The following is a 25,273-nucleotide window of genomic DNA, read 5'->3' as shown; positions in this document are numbered from 1 at the left end:
GTTTCAGCTTCTTCGCGAGGAGGAATGATGAAGACGAGAAAGATCGGCAAGACCAAGCTGGAGGTGACCGAAATCAGTTTCGGCGCGGCAGCTCTCGGCGGTCTCTACCGTGCCTGCCCGCGCGAGCAGGCGATGGACACGCTGCAGGCGGCCTGGGATAGCGGCATCCGCTATTTCGACGTCGCGCCCTGGTATGGGCTGGGTCTCGCCGAACGGCGGGTCGGCGATTTCCTGCGCGACCAGCCGGATGGCAGCTACGTGCTTTCCACCAAGGTCGGCCGGCTGCTGCGGCCGGTGCCGACCGGCACCGTGCCCGATTACAGCTATGTCGATCCGCTCTCCTTCGACGCCGATTACGACTATTCCTATGACGGCATCATGCGCTCGGTCGAATTCAGCTATGCGCGCCTCGGCCTCAACCGCATCGACATTCTCTATGTGCACGATATCGGCGTCTATACGCATGGTGCGGCGAAGAATGCGGTCCACCAGAAGCAGTTTCTCGATTCCGGCGTGAAGGCGCTGGAGGAACTCAAATCCTCGGGCGCGATCTCCGCCTTCGGCCTCGGCGTCAACGAAGTGCCCGTCTGCCTCGACGTCATGCGCCATTCCGATCTCGACTGCATCCTGCTTGCCGGCCGTTATACGCTGCTCGACCGTTCGGCCGTTGCCGAACTCCTGCCGCTCTGCCGGCAGAAGGGCACGTCGCTCGTCGTCGGCGGCGTCTTCAATTCCGGCATTCTCGCCACCGGCCCGGTGCCGGGCTCGCATTTCGATTATATGCCGGCAACCGACGATGTGCTTGCCAAGGTCGGCGCCATGGAGGCGATCGCCAAAAGCCATGGGGTGCCGCTCGCGGCTCCCGCCCTGCAGTTTCCGCTACGCGATCCGGTCGTCGCTTCGGTGCTGATCGGCACGGCCAAGCCTTCGAGCCTGACGCGCAACATGGAGATCGTCGAGCCGCGGCTTGCCGACGAGATCTACGGGGAATTCGAGCCCTATACGCTGGTCGCGCCGCCGCTCGGCGCCGAAGCGGTGCGGGTCTGAGGAGACATTATGCTCAAGGGTATTCATCCATTGCTCGGCCCCGACCTGCTTCACGCGCTGAAGACGATGGGACATGGTGACGACATCGTCATAGCGGACGCCAATTTTCCCTCGGGCTCGATGGGCCCGCCCGTCATTCGCGCCGACGGCGTCAGCGCCACTGATATGGCCGAGGCGATCCTCACCCATATGCCGCTCGACACTTTCGTGCCGGAAACGGCGTGGCGGATGGAAGTGGTGGGCGATCCCGATGCGATGCCCGAAGTCTGCGCCGAGTTCCAGCAGATCGTGTCCAGGCGCGCCGGCGATTTCCGCATCGTGCCGGTGGAGCGCTTTGCCTTCTACGCGATGGCCCGCAAGGCCACCTATATCGTCGCGACGACGGAATTCCGGCTGTACGGTAACCTGATTTTGAAAAAGGGTGTCGTCCATCCGCATGAGGTTGATCTGGCCTGAACCCTATTTTAGGGTATCGTACTATTGGAATAAAATCAGTTGCTTGGGCGGAGTTTAGCAAAGCAAAAAAGCCAGATTGACGCACTTGCAATTTGATTGCGCCTCGGCTAGCTTCTCCCTGCAAATGTTTTTTATCGATAAAAATCGTCCGCCTGCGTTCAGCGGCCGATTTATTCGGAGGAGAACGCACCCTGAGAGGAGAACCCTTATGAGTATCGTGAAATCCCTTCTGTCCCGTCGCGCCTTTACGGCGCTTGCGGGTGCCGCGGTCATCGCCACGGCGATGCCGGCAACGTCGTTTGCCGCCGACGTGACGATCCCGATCATCGTCAAGGACACGACGTCCTTCTACTGGCAGATCGTTCTGGCCGGCGCGCGCAAGGCTGGCAAGGATCTCGGCGTCAACGTGCCGGAACTCGGCGCACAGGCCGAATCCGACGTCAACGGCCAGATCAGCATTCTGGAGAATGCTGTTGCCGGCAAGCCGGCCGCCGTCGTCATTTCGCCGACCGAATTCAAGGCGCTCGGCAAGCCGATCGATGAAGCCGCCAAGTCGGTTCCGATCATCGGCATTGACTCCGCTGCCGACTCCAAGGCGTTCAAGTCGTTCCTGACGACCGACAACGTTCAGGGCGGCCGCATCGCCGCCGACGGTCTTGCCGCCGCCATCAAGGGCGCCACCGGCAAGGAAGAGGGCGAAATCGTCATCCTCACCAATCTTCCGGGCGTCGGCTCGCTGGAACAGCGCCGCGAAGGCTTCCTGGATCAGGTGAAGACCAAGTATCCCGGCCTGAAGGTGATTGCCGACAAGTACGGCGATGGCCAGGCAACGACCGGCCTCAACATGATGACCGACCTGATCACGGCAAACCCGAACCTCGTCGGCATCTTCGCCTCGAACCTGATCATGGCGCAGGGCGTCGGCCAGGCGATCGCTGAAAACAAGCTCGGCGACAAGATCAAGGTCATCGGCTTCGACAGCGACGACAAGACGGTCGGCTTCCTCAAGGATGGTGCGATTGCCGGCCTCGTCGTTCAGGACCCCTACCGCATGGGTTATGACGGCGTGAAGACCGCTCTTGCCGTCTCCAAGGGCGAGAAGGTCGAAGCCAATGTCGACACCGGCGCAAACCTCGTCACCAAGGCGAATATGGCCGATCCGAAGATCGACGCACTGCTGAACCCGAAGATCAAGTAACAAAGACAGACAGGCCGCGCCGGCTTCAAAAACCGGCGCGGCCTTTTCCATCCATGGTATGGTTACCGGGGGTGGAGCAGACGTGACACAAGGAGGAGAGGTCCATGATCGGACTGGAAGAGGTCAGTCATCGCCATGATGACAGCGCGACGCTGAAAGAAGCCAATCGAATTCCCGCCGGATCGCCTATCCTCGAACTCAAGGGCCTGCAGAAGAATTACGGTCATGTGCAGGCGCTGAAGCCAGCGACGCTGACCTTCCTCGCCGGCGAAATCCACGCCATCGTCGGCGAAAACGGCGCCGGCAAATCCACCCTGATCAAATTACTGACCGGCGTCATCACCCGCACGGCCGGCGAAGTGCTGTGGTGCGGCCAGCCGGTGGGGCTGTCGACGCCGAACGAGGCGATCGCCCGCGGCATCAATGCCGTCCACCAGGAAGTCGTGCTCTGCCGGCACCTGACGGTCGCCGCCAATCTCTTCCTCGGCGACGAGGTCAACCGCTACGGCCTGATGCGCAAGAAGCAGATGGAGAAGATGGCGCAGGCCGTGCTCGACGATCTCGGCTTCGGCCTGCCGGCCGGTGCGCTGTTGAGCTCGCTGACGATCGGCCAGCAGCAGCTGGTGGCAACGGCACGCGCGGCAATGCGCGGCACGCAGTTCCTGATCTTCGACGAACCCACCGCCTATCTCACCCGCCAGGAATCGGCGCAGCTCTTCAAGCTGATCCGCCGCCTGCAGGGCGAAGGCGTCACCATCGTCTATATCAGCCACCGCATGGAGGAAGTCTTCGAACTTGCCGACCGTGTCTCGGTGCTGCGCGACGGCACGCATGTCGGCACGCGCCTGATCGGCGAGACCAACGATGCCGAGCTGATCGCGCTGATGATCAACCGCTCGATCGAACAGATCTACCACAAGGAAGAGATTGCGATCGGCGAGACGATCCTTGCCGTCAACGGCCTTTCCGGTCCGGGCTTCGAAGATGTGTCGCTCAGCGTCAAGGCGGGCCAGATTGTCGGGCTCTACGGCCTGATCGGCGCCGGGCGCAGCGAATTCGCGCTCGGGCTCTATGGACGCCAGCCGACGACATCAGGCGACATCCAGTGGATGGGCAAGCGCGTCGACATCAAGAACGAACGCACCGCCATGGAGCTCGGCATTGCGCTGGCGCCGGAAAGCCGGCGCGACCAAGGGCTTTGCCTCAACCTGCCGATCGGCCTCAACATCAATCTGCCGGTGTTCGGACGGCTGAGCCACGGACCTGTGATCAACCATGCGCGCGAGTCGGCCAATGCCGACAAGCAGATTCGCGATCTCAGCATCAAGACGCCGAGCCGCCGCGTTCCGGCCTCCAGCATGTCGGGCGGCAACCAGCAGAAGATCGTCATCGGCAAATGGCTGAGCCATGGCGCCCGGCTCTTCATCTTCGACGAACCGACTGTCGGCGTCGACGTCGGCACCAAGGCGGAAATCTACCGGCTCTTCGCCAAGCTTCTGAAGGACGGCGCGGGCATCATCCTGATCTCCTCCTACCTGCCCGAAGTCTACGAACTGGCCGACCGGCTGCACGTCTTCCGCGCCGGCAAGATCGTCGCCAGCCATGATTTCCACGCGGCGACGCATGAAGAAGTGCTCAGCGAAGCGATCGGCGTCTGAGCCAAAAGAATAAGAGGGAGAAAATTCATGACTGCCACCCCCACTGAGATCGTCGCACCGCCGCCGCGCCGGAAAATGAACATCCTGTTCGGCCTGACGCTGATCGGCCTGCTGATCTTCCTCTGGATCGTGCTCGGCGTCGTCACCCCGAGCTTCTGGACGCCGCTCAACATTTCGAACCTGCTGCGTCAGGGCGCGATGACGGCGATCCTCGCACTCGGACAGACCTTCGTCATCATCACCGCCGGCATCGACCTTTCCGTCGGCGCCATCGTCGGCTTCTGCACCGTCATCATCGCCTGGCTGCTGCAGGCCGGCGTGCCGCTCTGGGGGGCGATCGCGCTGACGCTCGCCATCGGCGTGGCGATCGGCGCCTTCCATGGCTTCGGCATCGTCCATATGGGCCTGCCGCCGTTCATCATCACGCTGGCAACCCTGACATCGCTGCGCGGCATCGGCCTGCTGATCACCAACGGTTCGACGATCAACATCACCAATGAGGGCTTCAGCAATTTCGCCCGCGCCGATCTGCTCAGCATTCCGAGCCTGTTCTGGATGGTCATCCTGGTGGCGGTCCCCTCCTTCATCTTCCTGCATCTGAGCCGTTGGGGCCGCTATCTCTTCGCGGTCGGTTCGAACGCCGAGGCGGCGCGCCTTTCCGGCGTCAACGTCAAGGGCATGATCTATCTTGCCTATATCCTCTCGGCCTCCTTCGCCGCCTTCGTCGGCGTGCTGCTCGCCTCGCGCATCGCCATCGGCAATGCAACGCAGGCCGACGGCTGGGAACTGCAGGCGATTGCCTCGTCCGTCATCGGCGGCACCAGCCTGTTCGGCGCGGTCGGCTCGGTGCACGGCCCGCTGATCGGCGCCTTCATTCTCGCCACCATCAACAACGGCGCGAACCTTCTGAACGTCAACTCCTTCTGGCAGCGCATCATCACGGGTCTGCTGATTATCGTGATCGTGTTCTTCGACCAGCTGCGCCGCCGCCGGAGCAATTGAGCGACATGAGACAGCCGGCTTGAACGAGCCGGCTTCTTCCATTCAAGGAATGCGAGACCCGTCATGAAAGCAGTTCTTTGCCGGGAGCCCGGCGTGCTCGATATCGTCGAGCGTCCTTCACCAGCGGCTCCCGCCGCCGGCTGGGTGCGGCTTGCCGTCAGCCATGTCGGCATCTGCGGCACCGACTACCATATTTTCGAGGGCAAACATCCCTTCCTCGAATATCCCCGGGTGATGGGGCATGAGATCTCGGCGACGGTGCTGGAAGCCGGCGACGGCGTGGCGATCGCGGTCGGCACGCCCGTCATCGTCAATCCCTATCTCTCCTGCGGGCAATGTATCGCCTGCCGTCAGGGCAAGCCAAATTGCTGCACCAACATCAAAGTGCTCGGAGTCCATACCGACGGCGCCTTCTGCGAGGAGATTTCGGTTCCATCGGGCAATCTCTATCCCGCCAAGGGCCTGAGCCTCGAGGCGGCGGCAACGACCGAGTTCCTGGCAATCGGCGCCCATGCGGTGCGCCGTTCGATGACCGGCCCCGGTGCGCGGGCGCTCGTCATCGGCGCCGGGCCGATCGGGCTCGGGGCGGCGATCTTCTCGCGCATCGCAGGACATGAGGTGACGCTGCTCGATACCAGCACCGAGCGGCTGCAGATGGCCTCGGAGCGCTTCGGCTTCACCTCCGGCATCGTTGCCAACGAGGCGGCAGCGGAGAGCGTTCGCGCCAAAACCAACGGCGACGGTTTCGACGTGGTCTTCGATGCGACGGGTTACGGCCCTTCGATGGAAAAGGCCTTCTCCTTCGTCGCTCATGGCGGCGCGCTGGTGCTGGTCAGCGTCGTCAAGGACGATATCCGCTTCTCCGATCCCGAATTCCACAAGCGCGAGATGATGGTGATCGGCAGCCGCAACGCCACCCGCGTCGATTTCGAGCATGTCGCGGATTCGATCGCCAAAGGCCTGGTGCCGGTGGAGAAACTCATCACCCACCGCACGACGCTTGCCGACGCGCCGCGCGATCTCGCCCGCTGGGCGCATGAGAAGAATGGGTTGATCAAGGCGGTGATCAGTATCGGGGGTTAGGCAGCGTCGGAAAAGTCCTGCAGAATTAGGCGATTATTTTGTCATGTTCGCCGTACTTGCTGCTTAGGTTCCCCCCACACTCGTCATCCTCGGCCTTGAGCGGAGGATGACGAAACGGGGTGCAATCGACAAAATGGGGGCCCCTGTCCCCATGCGCCGTTATCCCGCGGCCGCCTCGATCGCCCTGCGCATCTCCCTCACAACGGCGACATCCGTTTTGTTGGTACTCTTCGCCTCCAACCGGCGCGCAAGATGTCGCGCAACATTTCTCAATCAAAAAGCACACAGACGAATACGGAAGTGTCCATAAGTGGGGCCGCCGGATAGCCGGCAGATCTTCGTCGATTGAGTGATGGAAAGGGTCGAGCGATGAAAATGCGAATTGCTTCCTTGACAATGGCTGCGGCGCTGACAATGCCACTTACGGTGCCGGCCCGCGCGCAGGTGGTCATCCAGGAAGGCCAAGGATCGGAGTTCTATTCCGATCCCGACGATAACCAGACGGAAACGGATTTTCTGCAGCGATGGAATCGCCACCACGACCAGCGAAGCGGATGGCGCTCGGGTCGGGACAATTTCGGGCCGGACGATGCGGTTCGCCTCCTTGAGAGACGTGGTTACCGCGTCAGAGATGTGAAGGACGTGGGTGAACGATATCTGATCCGAGCATGGCGAGACGGGGACGATCTCCTGGTGAGCGTCTCCCGCAGGGGCGATATCATGGGCGTCGTGCACGATCGCGAGTGATGGGCCGTCTTTGCTGTCCCTCACGCCGATGGGATGAAGGGCTGTCTCGATGCTGGCGCGGGCTACAAATTCTAACCTACCGCCTCGATCGCCCTGCGCATCTCCCTCACAACCGCGACATCCGTCTTGTTCGTGCTTTTCGCCTCAAACCCGAAGGCCACCGCGCGCGGATCGGCGCTTTCGACCGGTGAACTGCAGGAGCCGTGGACCTCGCGGGCGCCGGTCGCCTGCAGGATCTCCCCGACATTTGCCGGGCGGATGCCGCTGCCGGGCATGATCGAGATGCGGCCGGCAGCCTTGGCCGAAATGCGCTTCAGCGTCTCGAGGCCGTCGGTGGCCTTCAGCGCGCAGCCGGAGGTCAGGATGCGTTCGCAGCCGAGTTCGACCGCCTGCTCCAACGCCTGATCGGCATCCGGCACCAGATCGAAAGCGCGGTGCAGCGTCGAGCCGAGGCCGGCCGCATGTGCCTTCAAGCGGTGGATCAGCGGCATGTCGAGCGTCCCGTCCGGCCGGTTGGCGCCGATGACGACGCCGGCGAGGCCCGCTGTGCGCACCGCATCGATATCGATCATCATCGCTTCTTCGTCCGCCTTGTCGAAGATGAAGGGACCGGCATGCGGGCGGATCATCGCATAGACCGGAATGGGCGCGCGGGCGGCGATCCGCATCAGGCTCGGCAGCGGCGTCAGCCCGCCGAGCTCCAGCGCCGAGCAGAGTTCGATGCGGCCGGCGCCGCCTTCGATCGCGCTGGCAAGGCCTTCGGCGCTGTCGACGCACACTTCGAGCAAGATGGTCACGCTACAGTCTCCCTGGCTCCGGCGTCCGCCTGCCTTTTGGTTTGCGCGACGGTTTCCGACGTAATTCTCGCCGCCGCCTCGATGATGACGGTGCAGGCATCGGCGGCGGCTTTGCGATGGTTGAAAGCGACGTGATAGGACATCGGCAGGTGCACGTCGAGATCGACGATGCGCACCTTGTCGGCGATCGGCAGGGCGCTGACCCGGCCGAGGAAGGAGACATAGCCGTGGTTGGCGACGAGGTCGACGATCACAGGCAGCGAATCCGCCGCGGTAATATCCTGGCCGCGCAGGCGCCGGTTGGGCGCGCGCTCGTAGCTGAAGGCCATGGCCGCATGGCCGAGACCGGTGCGTGGGCTCGGCATGCAGATCGCATGGCCGGCGACGAGATCGGCGACGCTCATCTCGGTGCTGTCAGGTGGCGCGATCACCACCATGTCGGTCTGCAGCAATTCGCGATGCCGGAAACTTTCGAGGCCGAAGACCGAGTCCAGGATCGCCACGTCGATGCGACCGTTCTTCAGCGCCTCGCGCAGATCGTCGGCGGTCATCGACACCAGCGAGATCGTATTGTTGTTGCGACGGGCATTCCATTCGGAGACCAGCACGCCCAGGCAGCGCGCCACCCAGCTTTCCGAGCCGGTCGGGATGATCGAGCCGATGCGCAGCGATCGGGCTGTGCGTCGGTAACGCTCGTCGGCGGACGATTTCAGGTCGTTCCATGCCTGGCTGATCGCCATGAAAATCTGATAGGCGCGCCTGCCCTCTTCCGTCAGCACCGAGCCCTGCGCCTGCCGCTCGAACAGCCGAGCACCCAGAAATTTCTCAAGATTGGCAAGCTGCAGCGAAAGCTGCGGCTGACCCAAGCGAAGCCGGCGGGCGGCCCGGTTGATGCTGCCCTGGTCGGCCACTTCCAAAAAACGCTCCATGGTGACGATCTTGACGGGGATGCGGGATGCCCAGGTCTCGCAGGCCTCGGCGGCGCCGTCATGGCCGGTCAGTTGGCCGAGCTCGGCAATCGCAGCCATGATCGGCTCCAGCCCTTCCAGCACCCTGCCGCTCGCAATCAGCGTCACCAGCTCGCCAGAGGCGCGCTCGGTCAGTTTTATCGCCAGTTCGGTCTCGAGATTATGGATTGCGGTGGAGACAGTGGAGGGTGACAGCTGGAAGCGGCGCGCGGTCTCGCGCACCGAGCCGGATGTCAGGACATGGCTTGCAATGAACAGGGCACCAAGATGCAATGGCCACCTCCGGAAAGCGCTGGAAAAACCGGACGATATGATGTGTTCATGAAAAAAGATATCCCTGCCTCAGAATAGGCGGGCTATCGTTTCCGTCATAAAAAACCCGGGCGCCGGGAAACCGTGAAAGAGCACCGGAGCATCGTGGAAACACGCAAGGGGACAAAAACAAATCGCGCCGGCCTTGGAAAAGGGAATGCGTTTCCGCGCGTGGAGGTGCATTCGCCGCCATAATCGTGCCGCGACCGCAAATACTGGAGGGGCTTGCATCGATTTTTCGGGTGGGCACGCTATTTCCATGACGCACGCAATTCCGGCATGATGGCGGCCTTGTCGCCCTCGCCGGCGGATTTTCTGCGCACAAGCCTTCCGCCAAGGGCTTGAGCCCCATTCAACGGTGTTAACACAGGGGATATTCCATGCTGAAGAAACTCGCACTTGCCGTCTCGCTCTCCGCCTTCGCGGTGGGTGCGGCCCAGGCCGCCGACGTCGTCGTCTCGTCGAAGATCGACACCGAAGGCACGCTGCTCGGTAACGTCATCGCGCTCGCGCTCGAAGCCAACGGCATCAAGACGCAGGACCGCATCGCGCTCGGCGCGACACCGGTCGTGCGCAAGGCGATCACCGCCGGCGAAATCGACATCTATCCGGAATATACCGGCAATGCCGGCTTCTTCTTCAACAAGGCGGATGACGCCGCCTGGAAGAACATCGACCAGGGCTATGAGCTGGCGAAGAAGCTCGATTACGACGCCAACAAGATCGTCTGGCTGACGCCGTCGCCTGCCAACAATACCTGGGCGCTCGCCGTGCGCAATGATGTCGCCCAACCGAACAAGCTGAAGAGCCTGACGGACTTCGGCAAATGGGTTGCCGGCGGCGGTGCCGCCAAACTTGCCGCCTCCGCCGAATTCGTCAATTCGGCCGGTGCGCTTCCCGCCTTCCAGACGACCTACGGCTTCCAGCTGAAGCCCGACCAAACGGTCGTTCTCTCCGGCGGCGATACGGCGGCGACGATCAAGGCGGCCGCCGACCAGACGAACGGCGTCAACACCGCCATGGTCTACGGCACCGACGGCGCGATCGAAGCGGCCGAACTCACCGTTCTCGAAGACGACAAGAACGTGCAGCAGGTCTATGCGCCGACGCCGATCATCCGCGAAGAGGTGCTGAAGGCCAATCCGAAGATCGAAGAGGTGCTTTCGCCGATCTTCAAGAGCCTGACCGCCGACGAATTGCGCAAGCTCAACGCCAAGATCCAGGTCGACGGCGAGCCGGCAAAGTCCGTCGCCGAAGCCTATCTGAAGGAAAAAGGCTTCCTGAAATAGTCATCGCTCGCTCCGCCCGACTTTCGGGCGGAGCCTCCCTTTGCTGATAGGATTGAGCGGACAGGTTGGCAGACAGGGTTGAATTGATGGAAGAAACCTCAGCGGTCCGCAGGCTGGACCGGCTCGGCGTGGTTCTGGTGGCCGGCGGCATTGCGGCGACGGCCCTGATGCCCTTCATCTATGTGAAGGCCAACCGTATCGCCGCCGGCAAGCCGATGCTGCTCACGCAGCTTCTTCCCCAGCCTTCCGTCATCATCCTGACCGTGCTTCTCCTTCTCACCGCTTTCGCCGCGCTGCTGCTCACCAACGCGCTTGCCCGGCTTATGGTCGCGACGCTCTGCCTTGCGGCGCTGATCGTTGCGATCGGCCTCGTCTCGGCGGCGGCGACGCCGCCCGGCAGCACGGTGGCGCGGATGACGCCCGGCGGCGGTTTCTGGGTGCTGTTTGCCGTGATCGGGCTCGTGATATCAGATGCGCTTGTCAAAATCCGGCTGGCGCCGTGGATGCGGGTCGCAGCCCTTGCGGCCTATACGGCGCTGCTGTTCCTCTCGCTCACGTCAGGCCTGCTCGACAGCCTTTCGATCATGAAGGAATTTTCCACACGGGCTGCGCAATTCGAGACCGAGGCGATTTCGCATCTGCTGCTGGCCTTCGGCTCGCTCGCCATCGCCATCATTCTCGGCCTGCCGCTCGGCATCCTCTGCTTCTGGGTGCCGAAGCTGCGGGCCATCGTGCTGCAGGGGCTGAGCCTCATCCAGACGATCCCGAGTCTGGCACTCTTCGGCCTGCTGATGCTGCCGCTCGGCTATCTCGCCACCCATGTGCCGCTGGCCGCTGCCATCGGCATCCGCGGCATCGGCACGGCGCCGGCATTGATCGCACTGGTGCTCTATTCGCTGCTGCCGATCGTCGCCAACACCGTCGTCGGCCTACAGGGCGTCGACCCCGCGGTGCGCGACGCGGCCGCCGGCATGGGACTGACGCGCTTGCAGATCCTGACCCGCATCGACATGCCGCTCGCCTTCCCCGTCATCCTCACCGGCATCCGCATCGTGCTGGTGCAGGCGATCGGCATGGTGACGATCGCCGCACTGATCGGCGGCGGCGGCTTCGGCATCTTCATCTTCCAGGGGCTCGGCCAGACGGCCATGGACCTCGTCCTGCTCGGCGCCGTGCCGACCGTCTTTTTCGCCTTCTCATCGGCCGTCATCCTCGATGCGGTCATCGACAGCATCCGGGGATCCGCCGCATGAGCATGATCGAGATCAGGAACGTCACCAAGCGCTACGGCACGGCCACCGTCGTCGACGACGTCTCGATGAGCGTCGAGAAGGGTGAGATCACCGTCATCGTCGGCACCTCGGGCTCGGGCAAATCGACGCTGATGCGGATGATCAACCGGTTGGTGCCGATCACCGAAGGTCAGATCTTCGTCGGCGGGCAGAATGTCATCGACGTTGAGGTGACCGAGCTGCGCCGCAAGATCGGCTATGCCATCCAGGGCCACGGCCTGTTTCCGCACCGCACCGTGGCGCAGAATATCGCCACCGTCCCGCAGCTCCTCGATTGGGATTCCGCCCGCATCGCCAAACGGGTCGAGGAACTGCTCGGGCTTTTCAACCTCGATCCGGCGACCTTTGCCGACAAATACCCGCACCAGCTTTCCGGCGGCCAGCAGCAGCGTGTGGGCGTCGCCCGGGCGCTGGCGGCCGAGCCGGAACTGCTGTTGATGGACGAACCCTTCGGGGCGCTCGACCCAGTCATCCGCGGCAAGGCGCAGGACGATCTGCTGGCGATCCAGAAGCAGTTCGGCACGACGATCATTCTCGTCACCCACGACATGGACGAGGCCTTCCATCTCGGCAACCAGATCGCTGTCATGAGTCAGGGCCGACTGCTGCAATGCTCAACGCCGGAAAAGATCCTCACCGAACCGGCCGATCCCTTCGTGCAGCAATTGACCGGCACCTCCGACCGGGCGCTGAAGCTGATGTCGCTGCTGCCGCTGAAGGAAAGCATGGCGCCGGCGAAAAGCGGTCTCGCCTATGCCCTGCCGCAGTCGCTCAGCCTGCGCGATGCGCTGGCCGAAATGATCTGGCAGGGGGTCGACGAGGCGGCCGTTGAAAACGGCGAGAAGGCGGCTGTCGGGTCGATCTCGATGAGCCGGCTTCTCGAACTGGGCCGCAAGGCATGAAACTCCTCGTCGCCAATCTCTTCCGCCTGGCGGCGCTCGCCCTGCTGTTGATCCTGCTGTTCAGGACGGAGTGGCTTTCCTTCCTGCTCACGCCGTTGACCAACAACAATGCGCCCGCCGTCTATACGCAGAACAGCCTTGCCTCGCTGGCCGTCGGCCATCTGCAACTGGTGATCGGCTCGATTGTCTGCAGCGCCGTGCTTGCCGTTGTCGGCGGCATTTTCGTGACGCGGGAAAGCGGGGCTGACTTCCTGCCGCTGTCGCGCGCCATCGCCAATGCGGGGCAGACCTTTCCGCCGGTCGCGGTGCTGGCGCTCGCCGTTCCCGCCACCGGCTTCGGCGCCATGCCGACGCTGATCGCGCTCTTTCTCTACGGCCTGCTGCCGATCTTCGAAAACACCGTCGCCGGCTTGAAACAGGTTTCGCCGCAGGTGCTCGATGCCGCCGACGGCATGGGCATGAACGGCACGCAGCGGCTGTTTCGCGTCGAGCTGCCGCTTGCCCTGCCGCTGATCCTCGAAGGGCTGAAGGTGGCGACCGTCATCAATATCGGCACGGCGACGATCGGCTCGACGGTTGCGGCAAAGGGTCTCGGCGAGGTAATCATCGCCGGGCTGATTTCCGACAATACCGCCTTCATTCTGCAGGGCGGCCTGATCGTCGGCCTGATGGCGGTGCTGATCTATGACGCCATGGGCCTGGCCGAAGCGGCGATCACCCGAAGAATCGGCTTGCGCCCGGCGTAAAAGGACGGGTACCAAGTGCCACAGCGTCCTTTGCGCGTCTGAAAAGACGCGCGGCGCTGTCGTGGAATGGGAGGCAGAATTGGCGAAGATGATCCACTCGATGATCCGCGTTCTCGACGAGGCGCGCTCCGTCGACTTCTACAGCAAGGCCTTCGGCCTTTCGGTCGCCGACCGCGTCGATTTCGAAACCTTCACGCTGATCTATCTGAGCAATGCCGAGACCGGCTTCGAGCTGGAGCTGACCGTCAACAAGGGCCGGACCGCGCCTTACGAGCTCGGCAATGCCTATGGTCATCTCGCCGTCTCGGTCGAAGAGGTGTCGGTCGAACGCAAGCGGCTGTCGAAGCTCGGGCTTCATCCCGGCGAACTGGTGGAGCTCAACCGCGACGGCAAGCTCTTCGGCCTGTTCTTCTTCATCAGCGATCCCGACGGCTACAAGATCGAAGTGCTGCAGCGCCACGGCCGGTTTCTCTGACGCTTCTTGCGGCGACATAGTTCTACTCCACACCTAATCCCACAGCTTCGAGCGGCATGAATCAGGAGCCCGCCCATGATCGAGAAGACCGCGCTCAATTCCGGCTGGACGCTTACCTGTAACGATACAGGAAGATCCGGCCTGCCGGCCGCGATACCCGCAACGGTGCCGGGCTGCGTGCATCTCGACCTGCTCGCCAACCGGCTGATCCCCGATCCCTATATCGACGTCAACGAGATCACCAATGACTGGATCGGCAAAACCGACTGGACCTATCGCTGCAGCTTCGAGGCAATGCCTGATGATGGCAGGGTATGGGAACTCGTCTTCGACGGGCTCGATACGGTCGCGGTGATATCCCTCAACGGCCAAGAGATCGGCCGCACCTTCAACATGCACCGCACCTATCGCTTCGATGTGTCGGAGCTGCTGAAGGCCGGGAGCAACGAACTCACGGTCACCTACCGCTCGGCCTATTCCTATGGCGCGCAGATGGAGAGGCATTACGGCTACCGCCCCAACAACTATCCGGGACCGGGCAATCTGATGCGCAAGATGGCCTGCAATTTCGGCTGGGACTGGGGACCGACGCTGGTGACGGCAGGTCTCTGGAAGCCGGTGCGGCTGGAAAGCTGGGATCGGGCGCGGCTTGCCGAAACGCGCGTATCCGCAACGCTTGCCGGCGGCGATGGGTTGGTCAAGGTCCATGCGAAGCTGGCGCGGCATGGCGACAAGGCGCCGTGCAAGCTCGTCGCCGCAATCGGCGGCGTGAGCCAGACGGTGGCGATCGATGCTGACGAAGACGAGAGCGCCTTCGAGCTTGCCCTCCCCTCGCCGCAGCTGTGGTGGCCGCACCATCTCGGCGCGCAACCGCTCTATCCGATGACGCTGAGGCTGGTCGACGAGGCCAGCGGCGATCTGCTCGAAAGCTTTGAACGCGAACTCGGCTTCCGCTCGCTGCGGCTCGACACCGCGGCCGACGAACACGGCTCGGCCTTCACCTTCGTCATCAACGACGTGCCGCTGTTCATCTGCGGGGCGAACTGGATTCCGGACGATTGTTTCCCCGCGCGGGTGACGGCCGAGCGTTATGCCGCGCGGATCGAGGAGGCAAAGGCCGCCAACATCCATCTGCTGCGCGTCTGGGGCGGCGGCATTTTCGAGGCCGACGAATTCTATCAGGCCTGCGACCGTGAAGGCATGCTGGTCTGGCAGGATTTCCTCTTTGCCTGCGCCGCCTATCCGGAGGAGGAACCGCTCAGAAGCGAGATCGAGGCGGAGGTGCGCGACAATGTCGTGCGGCTGATGCCGCATGCCTCGCTGGTCCTCTGGAACGGCAATAACGAGAACATCTGGGGCTTCGACGAATGGGGCTGGCGGCCGATCATCAAGGGGGGCGAGAGCTGGGGGCTCGGCTATTATCTCGACCTGCTGCCCAAACTCTGCGGCGAACTCGATCCCGATCGGCCCTATTATCCCGGCAGCCCCTATTCCGGCTCGATGGAGATCGAACCCAATGCCGACGGCCATGGCTGCAAACACATCTGGGACGTGTGGAACGATGTCGGCTACGAGGTCTACCGCAATTACATCCCGCGTTTCTGCTCCGAATTCGGCTGGCAGGCGCCGGCGGCTTGGGCGACGATCGAAGAGAGCGTGCACGACCAGCCGCTGACGCCGCAATCGAACGGCGTCTTCCACCATCAGAAGGCGACCGAGGGTAATGACAAGCTGATCCGCGGCCTTGCCGGCCATCTGCCGGAGCCGCAGACGATGGACGACTGGCATTTCGCCACCCAGCTCAACCAGGCGCGCGCCATCCGCTTCGGCGTCGAGCACATGCGCTCGCACCGGAATGTCTGCAAGGGTGCGGTGGTCTGGCAGTTCAACGATTGCTGGCCGGTGACCTCATGGGCGGCGCTCGATTCGGCCGGCCGCCGCAAGCCGCTCTGGTATGCGCTGAAGGCAGCCTATGATCCGCGCCTGCTGACGATCCAGCCGCGCGGCGACGGGCTTGCGGCGGTGGCGGTCAACGAACGCACCCTGTTCTGGCGGGCGAAGATCAGCGGCAAACGCCTGAAGCTCGATGGCACCGTGCTTGCCGAATTCGAATTCTGGCGGCTGCTCTGCGACCGCTTCGAGGCCAAGGAATTTCCGTTGCCCAAGGATATCGTCACTCCCGGCTTAGCGAAGGACGAGCTCATCGTCGTGCAGATGCTGGACAGGCGGGCCTTCCATTATTTCGTCGAGGATATCGAGCTTGCCTTGCCGGCACCGCGGCTGGCGGTCGATGTCACCAGCATTGAGGGGGGGTATCAGGTCAAGGTGACGGCGCAAAATTTCCTCAAGGATCTCTGCCTGATGGCGGATCGGCTGGATCCGGATGCCGTCGTCGATTCGATGCTGGTGACGCTGTTGCCGGGCGAGAGCCATGTCTTTGCGGTCAAGACGGCGAAGGCGATCAGGGCAGAGGATATTGTCATCGGCACCGTGCTGCGATCGGCCAATGATCTTGTTGTCGGTTCGCGCTAGCTGCCCCTCACCCTAACCCTCTGCCCGTAAACGGGTAGAGGGACGAGCCGAGAGCGGTCGCGTACATCCCCTTCGCCCCGTTTACGGGGAGAAGGTAGCGGCAGCCGGATGAGGGGCTGCCGAGCCACGACATTTGTCACCAAACACCAAAAAGGCCCCGCATGCCGCGGGGCCCTTCCAGCTCGGCCTATCGGACGACGTTACATCCAGTAGGGCGGCACGCCGTAGTAATCATAGACCCGGCGGCCATTATCGTTGTACCAGGTGTCGTCATCGTCCGAATAGCTCGGGGCGCCTTCGATCTGCTCCTTGGTCAGGTCGATGCGATAGCCGTCCAGCTGGGTGTCGTAGTTCAGCTTTTCCCAGGGAAGCGGATAGTGATCGTGGCCGATGCCCAGGAAGCCGCCGAAGCTCAGCACGGCATAGGCGACGCGGCCGTCGAGTTTTCCGATGATCAGGCGTTCGATCGAGCCGATATGCCTGCCATCCGAACCATAAACACGGGTGCCTTCGACACGGTCGCTGGCGATCATCGCATGCGTGCCCTCGACGTTCGGGTCGCGGCGGGTGGCGTCAGTATCCTGGTTCAACATTGTGCACCTCCTTTTGGTGTTTCCTCATAGTGAGTCTGCAGGATCAACGTCATGGCCGACTCAAAGTTCCCCAGCCTTCCCACGATCCGGCGATGGCCGAATGTTGACGTTTACGTCAAGGTTAGTATAGCTTCATTCGGCTTGAACCGTTCAGGCAATGGCATAAGCTGCCGGACTGGAAGACGGAGGATCTTTCCGGTCAATATGGGCCAGACCATTGCTGGCTCAACGGCGGCCGCAAGGGAGAGAGGATACGATGAACAGCATTTCCGTCCATCCGAACGGAGCCAAACCCGGCAAGCCCTGGCTTGCCAGCTATCCCGATGTCGTTCCGGCCGAACTCCCACCTCTGGAATATGCCTCGCTTGCCGAAATGCTGGAAAAATCCTGCGCCCGTTACGCCGACCGGACGGTGTTTTCCAGCATGGGCAAGGCGATGCGCTATCGTGAACTGGAGAGCAAGACGCGCAAACTCGCCGCCTGGCTGCAGAGCATCGGCCTCGAGAAGGGCGATCGCGTCGCCGTGATGATGCCGAACGTGCTGCAGAACCCGATCGCCACCTATGCCATCCTGCGCGCCGGCCTCGTCGTGGTGAACGTCAACCCGCTCTATACGCCGCGCGAACTCGAACATCAGCTGCGGGATTCCGGCGCCAAGGCGATCTTCGTGCTGGAGAATTTCGCCCGGACGGTGGAGCAGGTGCTCAACAAGACGGATCTGCGCCATGTCGTCGTCACCTCGCTCGGCGAAATGCTGGGACCCAAAGGGCTGATCGTCAATTTCGTCGTGCGCAAGGTGAAGAAACTCGTTCCCTCCTGGTCGATCCCGCAGCACAAGAGCTTCGGCCAGGTGCTGCGCGAAGGGGCGGGAAAGACGCTTGCGCCGGTGACGCTTGCCGGCGGCGATATCGCCTTCCTGCAATATACCGGCGGCACGACGGGCGTTGCCAAGGGCGCGGTGCTGACGCATGCGAACCTGCTCGCCAACAAGCAGCAGCTGTCGCTCTGGCTCCGCTCGGCCTTCGAGCGCAAGAAGCAGCCCGAGGTGCTGAATTTCCTCTGCGCCCTGCCGCTCTACCACATCTTCGCGCTAACGGTGAATTCGCTGATGGGCATGTCGCTTGGCGCCCACAATATCCTGATCGCCAATCCGCGCGACATTCCCGGTCTCGTCAAGGAATTCGGCAAGTCCGACGTGCATATCTTCCCCGGCCTCAACACGCTGTTCAATGCGCTGATGAACAATGCCGATTTCGCCAAGCTCGACTTCTCACCGCTGATCATGTCGCTCGGCGGCGGCATGGCCGTCCAGCGGCCGGTCGCCGACCGCTGGCTCAAGATGACGGGCACGCCGGTGACGGAGGGCTACGGCCTTTCCGAAACCTCGCCTGTCGCCACCGCCAACCGTTTCGATTCGGCCGAGTTCACCGGTACGATCGGCCTGCCGCTACCCTCCACCGACCTCGATATTCGCGACGAGGAAGGCAATTCGTTACCGCTCGGCCAGGTCGGCGAGATCTGCATCCGCGGGCCGCAGGTGATGGCCGGCTACTGGCAGAAGCCGGAGGAAACGGCGCGGGTGATGACCGATGACGGCTATTTCCGCTCGGGCGACATGGGTTTCATGGACGAGCGCGGCTATACCAAGATCGTCGACCGCAAGAAGGACATGATCCTGGTCTCCGGCTTCAATGTCTATCCGAACGAGATCGAGGAGGTCGCCGCCATGCATGCCGGCATTCTCGAGGCCGCGGCCATCGGCGTGCCGGACGGACATTCGGGCGAGGCGGTCAAACTCTTCGTCGTCAGGAAGGATCCGAACTTGACGGAGGCGGAGGTGAAAGCCCATTGCATCGCCAATCTCACCAACTACAAACGGCCGCGCTTCATCGAGTTCCGCACCGAACTGCCGAAGTCGCCGGTTGGCAAGATCCTGCGCAAGGACCTGCGCGGCTGAATTTGACGAATTCAAAGTGTTACAGCGTCCTTTGCATGTCTTTGGGACGCGCGGCGCTCTAATGAAATTGAGGGCCATCCGCTCGCCGCGGGTGGCTTTTTTCTATTTCGGCAGGTGGCTGAACTTGATTTGCGAGTGATAAAGCGAATAGTTTCCGCAACCCTTTCCGCCTCCAAAGGAGCCTCCCATGAACGCCATCGTCGAACAGCTGAAAAGCACCGCCGACGCCACCAAGGCGACCGATATTCGTGCCGCCTTCGCCGCCGATCAGCAGCGCTTTTCGCGTTTTTCCGTTTCGCTTGACGACCTGCTGATGGATTTTTCCAAGACGGCGGTGAATGACGATATCCTCAAGCTGCTGGTGAAGCTTGCCGAAGACGGCGGCGTCGAAAAGAAGCGCGAGGAAATGTTCTCGGGCAAGGCGATCAATTTCACCGAGGACCGCGCCGTTCTGCACACCGCGCTGCGCAACCGCTCCAACACGCCGGTTCTGGTCGACGGCAAGGACGTCATGCCCGACGTCAATGCCGTGCTTGCCGCCATGGGCAAGTTCGCCGACGAGATCCGCTCCGGCGCGCTGAAGGGCGCCACCGGCAAGGCGATCACCGACGTCGTCAATATCGGTATCGGCGGCTCGGATCTCGGCCCTGTGATGGCGACGCTGGCGCTTGCCCCCTTTCATGACGGCCCGCGCGCGCATTTCGTCTCCAACATCGACGGCGCCCATATCGCCGATATCCTGAAGCTGGTGCAGCCGGAAACGACGCTGTTCATCGTCGCTTCGAAGACCTTCACCACCGTCGAGACGATGACCAATGCGCAGACGGCGCGCAATTTCATCGCCAAGGCGCTCGGCGAAGCGGCCGTGCAGCACCATTTCGCCGCCGTCTCGACGGCGCTCGACAAGGTCGCTGCCTTCGGCATCGACAGCGCCCGCGTCTTCGGCTTCTGGGACTGGGTCGGCGGCCGCTACTCCATCTGGTCGGCGATCGGCCTGCCGCTGATGATCGCCGTCGGGCCGGAGAATTTCGGCAAATTCCTCGATGGCGCTCATGCCGTCGACAATCACTTCCGTAAGGCGCCGATTACCGAAAACCTGCCGATGCTGCTCGGCCTGATCGGCTTCTACCACCGCAATGTGCTGGGCTACCCCACCCGCGCCATCCTGCCCTACGACCAGCGCCTGTCGCGCTTCCCGGCCTATCTGCAGCAGCTCGACATGGAATCGAACGGCAAGGGCGTCACCATCGACGGCACGCCGGTCGAGGGCAATTCCGGCCCGGTCGTCTGGGGCGAACCCGGCACCAACGGCCAGCACGCCTTCTACCAGCTCATCCACCAGGGCACGAGCATCATCCCGGCCGAATTCATGATCGCCGCCAATGCCTTCGAGCCGGAGCTGCGTCACCAGCACCAGCTGCTCATCTCCAACGTTCTCGCCCAGTCGGAAGCCCTGATGAAGGGCCGCACCTTCGCGGAGGCCAAGAAGCAGCTGACCGACAAGGGTATGGACGACAAGAAGGCCGACTTCATCGCCCCGCACCGCGTCTTTAACGGCAACCGCCCATCGATCACCTTTGTCTACGACAAGCTGACCCCCTACGCCCTCGGCCGCCTGATCGCGCTTTACGAACACCGCGTCTTCGTCGAAGGCGTGCTTTTCCGCATCAACTCCTTCGACCAGTGGGGCGTCGAGCTCGGCAAGGAACTGGCAACCGGCCTGCTGCCGGTCGTCGAAGGCAAGGAAAGTGCAGCAGGCCATGATTCCTCGACGCAGGGCCTGGTTGCGGCGCTGGCGAAGCTGGCGAAGTAAGCGGGCGAGATTGCCCCTCACCCTGACCCTCTCCCCGTTCTGACGGGGCGAGGGGACGTGCCAAACGCAGCGTCAATGGGGATGGGGAGGTGGCCGCAGCCGGATGAGGGGCGAAGCGGGCTTTAACCTTACATACCAATCTCATGGACCCAGAGCGGATTGGCGCCAGCATGGTCATTGCGGCCCGCAAATGGTGAATTGATGACGGCCTGCCTGAAGCATCCCTGTCGATGAGGCCCGTGGCGCAAAACCGGATTGAACTTTCTTCTAATAGAAAATTTTAGAAAGAATTCTTTCAATCTGCCGCCATCGCCCTAGATTCAAGCAAAATATGTGCGCAGGGTACTTCCGACGACATGGCCTACAAGCCGGGGGCGATGCCCCGTTTCATTGTTTCCGCTGGCGTATGCGCCGGGCCACTCGCGTCCGGATCGGCTCTTTCGCGCCCAGTTCGGGAGATTGCCCGAGACGCTCACCATAGAGCGTTTTCACGATCCATCTTCACCAAAGGAAATTCATGAGCCGTCTTATCGTCGTTTCCAATCGTGTTCCCATGCCGGCCAAGGATGGGAGCGCCGCGGCCGGCGGCCTGGCGGTCGCGCTGCAGGCAGCCCTGCAGGCGCGCGGCGGCATCTGGATGGGATGGTCGGGAGAGTCGAGCGGAGACAGGGAGCCTGGCCCGCTGTCGCAACTGCAGAAGGGTAACATCACCTATGCGCTGACCGATCTCACCGACACCGACGTCGAGGAATATTATCGCGGATTTGCAAACCGTGTTCTCTGGCCCATCTGTCACTACCGCCTCGACCTCGCCGAATATGGCCGAAAGGAAATGGCCGGCTATTTCCGCGTCAACCGGTTTTTCGCGCACCGGCTGGCGCCGATGATCGAGCCGGACGACATCATCTGGGTTCATGACTACCACCTCATTCCGCTGGCCGCCGAACTGCGCCAAATGGGGCTGAAGAACCGGATCGGCTTCTTCCTGCACATTCCCTGGCCGCCGGCCGACATTCTCGTCACGATGCCGGTCCATGAAGAAATCATGCGCGGGCTCTCGCATTACGATCTCGTCGGCTTCCAGACGGACTACGACCTCCAGAACTTCGCCGGATATCTCAGAAGGGAAGGCATTGGCGACGACCTCGGAAATGGATCGTTCGATTCACATGGGCGGATATTCAAGGCGGGCGCCTATCCGATCGGGATCGAAACCGCGGGCTTCGCCGACTTCGCCGAGAGCGCCGCAGACAATGTCATGGTGCAGAAGACCCGGCGCAGCATCGAGGGCCGCGACATGATCATCGGGGTCGATCGGCTCGATTATTCCAAGGGCATTATTCAGCGGCTGGAAGCGTTCGAACGCTTCCTCACCGGCAATCCCGCCTATCAGAACAAGGTCACCTATCTGCAGATCACGCCGAAGTCGCGATCGGAAGTTCCCGAATACGAGCATATGCAGAAGATGGTCGCCGAGCAGGCCGGCCGCGTCAACGGCGCCATCGGGACGGTCGACTGGGTGCCGATCCGCTATGTCAACCGTTCGATCAACCGCACCGTGCTCGCCGGCCTCTATCGCCTGGCGACGATCGGGCTGGTCACGCCGTTGCGCGACGGCATGAATCTCGTCGCCAAGGAATATGTCGCCGCCCAGAACCCGGATCGCCCGGGCGTCCTGGTGTTATCGCGCTTCGCCGGCGCGGCTCGGGAGCTGAAGGGTGCGCTGCTGGTCAATCCCTACGATGTCGAAGGCACCGCCAATGCGATTGCCAAGGGCCTTGCCATGTCGCTTGGGGAGCGCCGCGAACGCTGGAGCATGATGATGGAGCATCTGCTCTCTCACGATGTCTCGCTTTGGTGCGAAAACTTCTTGCGGGACCTGGTGACCGCTCCCGAACTTCCCCGGACAATCGCCTGATCGATCAGCGTCCAGCCGTCATCGCAAAAAGCCTCGCACCGTCCCCGGCGCGAGGGTTAAAGCCCGATCTCATGCGCCCAGGGCGGATTGGCGCCGGCGCGGGAGACGGTGACGGCGGCGGCTTTGGCGCCGAGGGCCAGGGCGTTGTGGAGTGCCTTTTCGTCGAGCGAGGCGACCTGAGGCTTGGTCAGCAGACCATCCATCTTCAAGGAAGCCAGGATGCCGGCATCGAAGGTGTCGCCGGCGCCGACGGTGTCGACGACGGTGACGCGTTGGCTCGGGACCGTGACTTTACGCTCCTTGGTATAACCGGAAGCACCTTCCGCACCCTTGGTGATGACGACGAGCTTGGCGCCGTGGGCAAGCCAGTGGGCGGCGAGCGTATCGTGGTCGCCTTCCAAGCCGAACCATTCGAGGTCCTCGTCGGAGAATTTGACGATGTCTGATTTGGCGGCCATGCGCTTGATGCGGGCCATATGCGACGGCTTGTCCTTGATGAAACCGGGACGGATATTCGGATCGAGCGAGATGACGCGGCTTGCGGCTTCGCGGTCGAGAAGCGCCTCGTAGGTTTCGCCGCAGGGGCTGGGGATCAAGCTGATGGCGCCGAAATGCAAGGCTTCGCAATCATCGCCCAGAACAGGCAGGTCGGCCGTGGTGATCATCCGGCCGGCCGTGCCCTCGTCGTAAAAGGCATAGGTCGCCTGGCCATTGACCAGCTTGACGAAGGCGATGGTCGAGGGACGCGGCGTGATGGCGCACGGGCTGTAATCGACATTGCTCGCCTTCAGCGTCTCGAGCAGGATTTCGCCCATCATGTCATCGGCAATGCCGGTGAAGAAGGCGGTGGGGATGCCGAGGCGGCCGAGCGCGATCGCGGTGTTGAAAATCGCGCCGCCGGCATAGGGCGCAAAGCCCTTTTCGCCGAGCGTCGTGTCCCTCGGCAGCATGTCGATCAAGGCTTCGCCGCAGCACAAAATCATCGTATTCCTCCCAACAGCACTGATATGTCCATCAATCGATTAAGTGAGCTTTTGTCAACTGGCTAGAGCGAAAGCTCACTAACCCCACCATTCCTGCCCGACCAGGCCAGCGGCGCATCAAGGAAGGCCTCGACCTCTGTCAGCGTCTTGTCGTCGAAGAGCTTCTGCGCCTTGGCGACGGCCAGAACATTGCGCCAGGTGGCGATGTGATGCAGCCGGACCTTGCCGTCGGTAAAGCGCTGTTCGCCGAAGATACCGTAGAAGAACAGCGCAATGCCATGATCGACTATGCCGCCGGCGGCACGAACCGCGTCGATGAACTTGAACATGCTGCCGCCGGCTGTCGTCAGGTCTTCGATGACGAGAACGCGCGAGCCTTCCGGCATGTTGCCTTCGATCTGGGCATTGCGGCCATGGCCCTTCGGCTGCTTGCGGACATAGATCATCGGCAGGCCGAGGCGGTCAGCCAGCAGCGCGGCAAAGGGGATGCCGGCGGTCTCGCCGCCGGCGATACAATCGAACTGCTCGAAGCCGGCATCGCGCAGCAGGGTGCTGGCGGCGAAATCCATCACCGTCGAGCGGATGCGCGGGAAGGAAAGCAGCTTGCGGCAATCGATATAAACCGGGCTCGCCATGCCGGAGGAGAGTTTGTAAGGCTGGGCGGCATTGAAATGCACCGCCTTGATTTCCCAGAGCATCTTGGCCACCAGTTCGGCCATCACGGCGCGGTCGGGAAATGTGGTCTGGATCATGCGGCTCTCCTTCGGCTTGGCTCCTTGCGGGAATAGCAGCAAGAGCCCGACGTTTCCAGACGAAAGGCGAGCCAATCACCGCATCAGACGACCGATATCGGCGATCTGCATCTTCTTGAACAGGGCGATCGCCTGGGCGCCCTCCTCCGCATCGAGCGAAACCGCATATCGCACGCCGGCGGCAAGCAGCTGCATCGTCAGCCGGGCGATCGCCAGCAGTTCCTTGCGGTCGCGATCCGGCCATAGGCGGACGAGCACGGCGAGAAATGCCTGAGCATGAAATTCCATGTCCTCGGCATCGACCTGCTGCAGCAGCTTGTCGGTATGGGTCGCATGCCAGATGTCGCGCATGACGGGCTCGCGGCGGAAGAAGCCGTAATATTCGTCAACGATCGTGGCGAGCGCGCCTTGCAGCCCGGCAGCATCGGTGACCTTCGCCAACTCCGCCTCGACGCATCGCCTGCCCTCTTCGTTGAAACGCTCGGCCAAGGTCCGGATGATCGAGCTCTTGTCGGGGAAATATTGGTAGAGGGCGCCGAAGGAAAGGCCGGCCTTTTCGACGATCTCGCTCATTTTCAAGCCGTCGCTGCCATGGCTTTCGATCAGCTCGGAGGCGACGGCGAGGATCTTTTCGAAGCGCTCACGGCCGCGCTGCTGGCTGGGGATCCGGCGCAGCTGGCCGCTGTGCTCCTGCTGGCGCCTGCGCGTTGCGACCGGCTGCTCCGACATCGTCTGCTCCTTTTCCAAGTTGAC

General features: G+C 62.5%; 22 protein-coding genes and 1 pseudogene. 16 read left to right on the top strand and 7 right to left on the bottom strand.

Annotated elements, in window-relative coordinates:
* Window positions 1–27: 27 nt before the first annotated feature.
* From FHT79_RS16860 to FHT79_RS16835, 6 genes are all read left to right on the top strand, one after another.
* The gene (locus FHT79_RS16860) at window positions 28–1,047 is read left to right on the top strand and encodes an aldo/keto reductase (protein ID WP_048338245.1); all 1,020 of its coding nucleotides are present in this window, start codon (window positions 28–30) and stop codon (window positions 1,045–1,047) included.
* Between the two features lie 9 nt (window positions 1,048–1,056).
* Entirely contained in the window at window positions 1,057–1,503 is a 447-nt protein-coding gene (locus tag FHT79_RS16855) for an RbsD/FucU domain-containing protein (protein ID WP_048338244.1), read from the top strand.
* A gap of 208 nt (window positions 1,504–1,711) precedes the next feature.
* On the top strand, window positions 1,712–2,701 hold the full coding sequence (locus FHT79_RS16850; RefSeq protein WP_048338243.1) for an ABC transporter substrate-binding protein: 990 nt from the start codon (window positions 1,712–1,714) through the stop codon (window positions 2,699–2,701).
* 104 nt (window positions 2,702–2,805) lie between these two features.
* Window positions 2,806–4,359: a sugar ABC transporter ATP-binding protein gene (locus FHT79_RS16845; protein WP_048338242.1), complete on the top strand. Its 1,554-nt coding sequence runs from the start codon at window positions 2,806–2,808 to the stop codon at window positions 4,357–4,359.
* A gap of 27 nt (window positions 4,360–4,386) precedes the next feature.
* The gene (locus FHT79_RS16840) at window positions 4,387–5,361 is read left to right on the top strand and encodes an ABC transporter permease (RefSeq protein ID WP_028757718.1); all 975 of its coding nucleotides are present in this window, start codon (window positions 4,387–4,389) and stop codon (window positions 5,359–5,361) included.
* A gap of 63 nt (window positions 5,362–5,424) precedes the next feature.
* A complete protein-coding gene (locus tag FHT79_RS16835) occupies window positions 5,425–6,444 on the top strand; it encodes a zinc-binding alcohol dehydrogenase family protein (RefSeq protein WP_183903734.1) in 1,020 nt (339 codons plus the stop codon).
* A gap of 159 nt (window positions 6,445–6,603) precedes the next feature.
* Here the strand turns inward: FHT79_RS16835 and FHT79_RS32510 are convergent.
* Window positions 6,604–6,681: pseudogene (locus FHT79_RS32510) on the bottom strand (copper homeostasis protein CutC); the annotation flags it as partial.
* Window positions 6,682–6,813: 132 nt separating this feature from the next.
* Between FHT79_RS32510 and FHT79_RS16830 the strand changes: the two are divergent.
* On the top strand, window positions 6,814–7,191 hold the full coding sequence (locus FHT79_RS16830) for a hypothetical protein (protein ID WP_183903790.1): 378 nt from the start codon (window positions 6,814–6,816) through the stop codon (window positions 7,189–7,191).
* Window positions 7,192–7,262: 71 nt separating this feature from the next.
* On the opposite strand, the gene FHT79_RS16825 is transcribed toward FHT79_RS16830, so the two are convergent.
* Window positions 7,263–7,988 (bottom strand): copper homeostasis protein CutC, encoded by a 726-nt coding sequence (locus FHT79_RS16825; protein WP_127430995.1) that lies wholly within the window; start codon window positions 7,986–7,988, stop codon window positions 7,263–7,265.
* Window positions 7,985–9,229, bottom strand: a complete 1,245-nt coding sequence (locus FHT79_RS16820) for a LysR family transcriptional regulator (RefSeq protein WP_047617085.1) — start codon at window positions 9,227–9,229, stop codon at window positions 7,985–7,987. The genes FHT79_RS16825 and FHT79_RS16820 overlap by 4 nt, the downstream gene beginning before the upstream one ends.
* A gap of 419 nt (window positions 9,230–9,648) precedes the next feature.
* Between FHT79_RS16820 and FHT79_RS16815 the strand changes: the two genes are divergently transcribed.
* The 6 genes from FHT79_RS16815 (at window position 9,649) to FHT79_RS16790 (ending at window position 16,504) form a co-directional block, all read left to right on the top strand.
* Window positions 9,649–10,557 (top strand): ABC transporter substrate-binding protein, encoded by a 909-nt coding sequence (locus FHT79_RS16815; protein WP_028756619.1) that lies wholly within the window; start codon window positions 9,649–9,651, stop codon window positions 10,555–10,557.
* Between the two features lie 86 nt (window positions 10,558–10,643).
* Window positions 10,644–11,810, top strand: a complete 1,167-nt coding sequence (locus FHT79_RS16810) for an ABC transporter permease (protein ID WP_183903733.1) — start codon at window positions 10,644–10,646, stop codon at window positions 11,808–11,810.
* The gene (locus tag FHT79_RS16805) at window positions 11,807–12,751 is read left to right on the top strand and encodes an ABC transporter ATP-binding protein (RefSeq protein WP_183903732.1); all 945 of its coding nucleotides are present in this window, start codon (window positions 11,807–11,809) and stop codon (window positions 12,749–12,751) included. Before FHT79_RS16810 ends, FHT79_RS16805 begins: the two co-directional genes overlap by 4 nt.
* Window positions 12,748–13,497, top strand: coding sequence for an ABC transporter permease (locus tag FHT79_RS16800; RefSeq protein ID WP_183903731.1), 750 nt, complete (start codon window positions 12,748–12,750; stop codon window positions 13,495–13,497). The genes FHT79_RS16805 and FHT79_RS16800 overlap by 4 nt, the downstream gene beginning before the upstream one ends.
* Window positions 13,498–13,576: 79 nt before the next feature.
* Entirely contained in the window at window positions 13,577–13,972 is a 396-nt protein-coding gene (locus FHT79_RS16795) for a VOC family protein (protein WP_063474759.1), read from the top strand.
* 75 nt (window positions 13,973–14,047) lie between these two features.
* A complete protein-coding gene (locus FHT79_RS16790) occupies window positions 14,048–16,504 on the top strand; it encodes a glycoside hydrolase family 2 protein (RefSeq protein ID WP_183903730.1) in 2,457 nt (818 codons plus the stop codon).
* A 200-nt stretch (window positions 16,505–16,704) separates the two neighbouring features.
* On the opposite strand, the gene FHT79_RS16785 is transcribed toward FHT79_RS16790, so the two are convergent.
* A complete protein-coding gene (locus FHT79_RS16785; protein WP_028756625.1) occupies window positions 16,705–17,097 on the bottom strand; it encodes a PRC-barrel domain-containing protein in 393 nt (130 codons plus the stop codon).
* A 256-nt stretch (window positions 17,098–17,353) separates the two neighbouring features.
* On the opposite strand from FHT79_RS16785, the gene FHT79_RS16780 reads away from it, so the two are divergent.
* The 3 genes from FHT79_RS16780 to otsA all read left to right on the top strand — a co-directional run bounded on the left by FHT79_RS16780 (window position 17,354) and on the right by otsA (window position 22,785).
* The gene (locus FHT79_RS16780; RefSeq protein ID WP_097594945.1) at window positions 17,354–19,054 is read left to right on the top strand and encodes a long-chain fatty acid--CoA ligase; all 1,701 of its coding nucleotides are present in this window, start codon (window positions 17,354–17,356) and stop codon (window positions 19,052–19,054) included.
* Between the two features lie 187 nt (window positions 19,055–19,241).
* A complete protein-coding gene (pgi, locus tag FHT79_RS16775) occupies window positions 19,242–20,867 on the top strand; it encodes a glucose-6-phosphate isomerase (RefSeq protein ID WP_127431002.1) in 1,626 nt (541 codons plus the stop codon).
* Window positions 20,868–21,384: 517 nt separating this feature from the next.
* A complete protein-coding gene (gene otsA / locus FHT79_RS16770; RefSeq protein ID WP_047617093.1) occupies window positions 21,385–22,785 on the top strand; it encodes an alpha,alpha-trehalose-phosphate synthase (UDP-forming) in 1,401 nt (466 codons plus the stop codon).
* Window positions 22,786–22,841: 56 nt separating this feature from the next.
* Here the strand turns inward: otsA and FHT79_RS16765 are convergent, their stop codons facing one another.
* From FHT79_RS16765 to FHT79_RS16755, 3 genes are all read right to left on the bottom strand, one after another.
* On the bottom strand, window positions 22,842–23,768 hold the full coding sequence (locus FHT79_RS16765) for a carbohydrate kinase (RefSeq protein ID WP_183903729.1): 927 nt from the start codon (window positions 23,766–23,768) through the stop codon (window positions 22,842–22,844).
* A gap of 62 nt (window positions 23,769–23,830) precedes the next feature.
* Complete coding sequence (locus FHT79_RS16760; RefSeq protein ID WP_183903728.1) at window positions 23,831–24,520, bottom strand: orotate phosphoribosyltransferase; 690 nt, start codon at window positions 24,518–24,520, stop codon at window positions 23,831–23,833.
* A gap of 75 nt (window positions 24,521–24,595) precedes the next feature.
* Entirely contained in the window at window positions 24,596–25,249 is a 654-nt protein-coding gene (locus FHT79_RS16755) for a TetR/AcrR family transcriptional regulator (RefSeq protein WP_183903727.1), read from the bottom strand.
* Between the last annotated feature and the right edge of the window lie 24 nt (window positions 25,250–25,273).

Source organism: Rhizobium sp. BK212, assembly GCF_014197475.1.
Classification (GTDB): Bacteria; Pseudomonadota; Alphaproteobacteria; order Rhizobiales; family Rhizobiaceae; genus Rhizobium; species Rhizobium anhuiense.
This window is presented reverse-complemented; position numbering and strand designations above follow the sequence as displayed.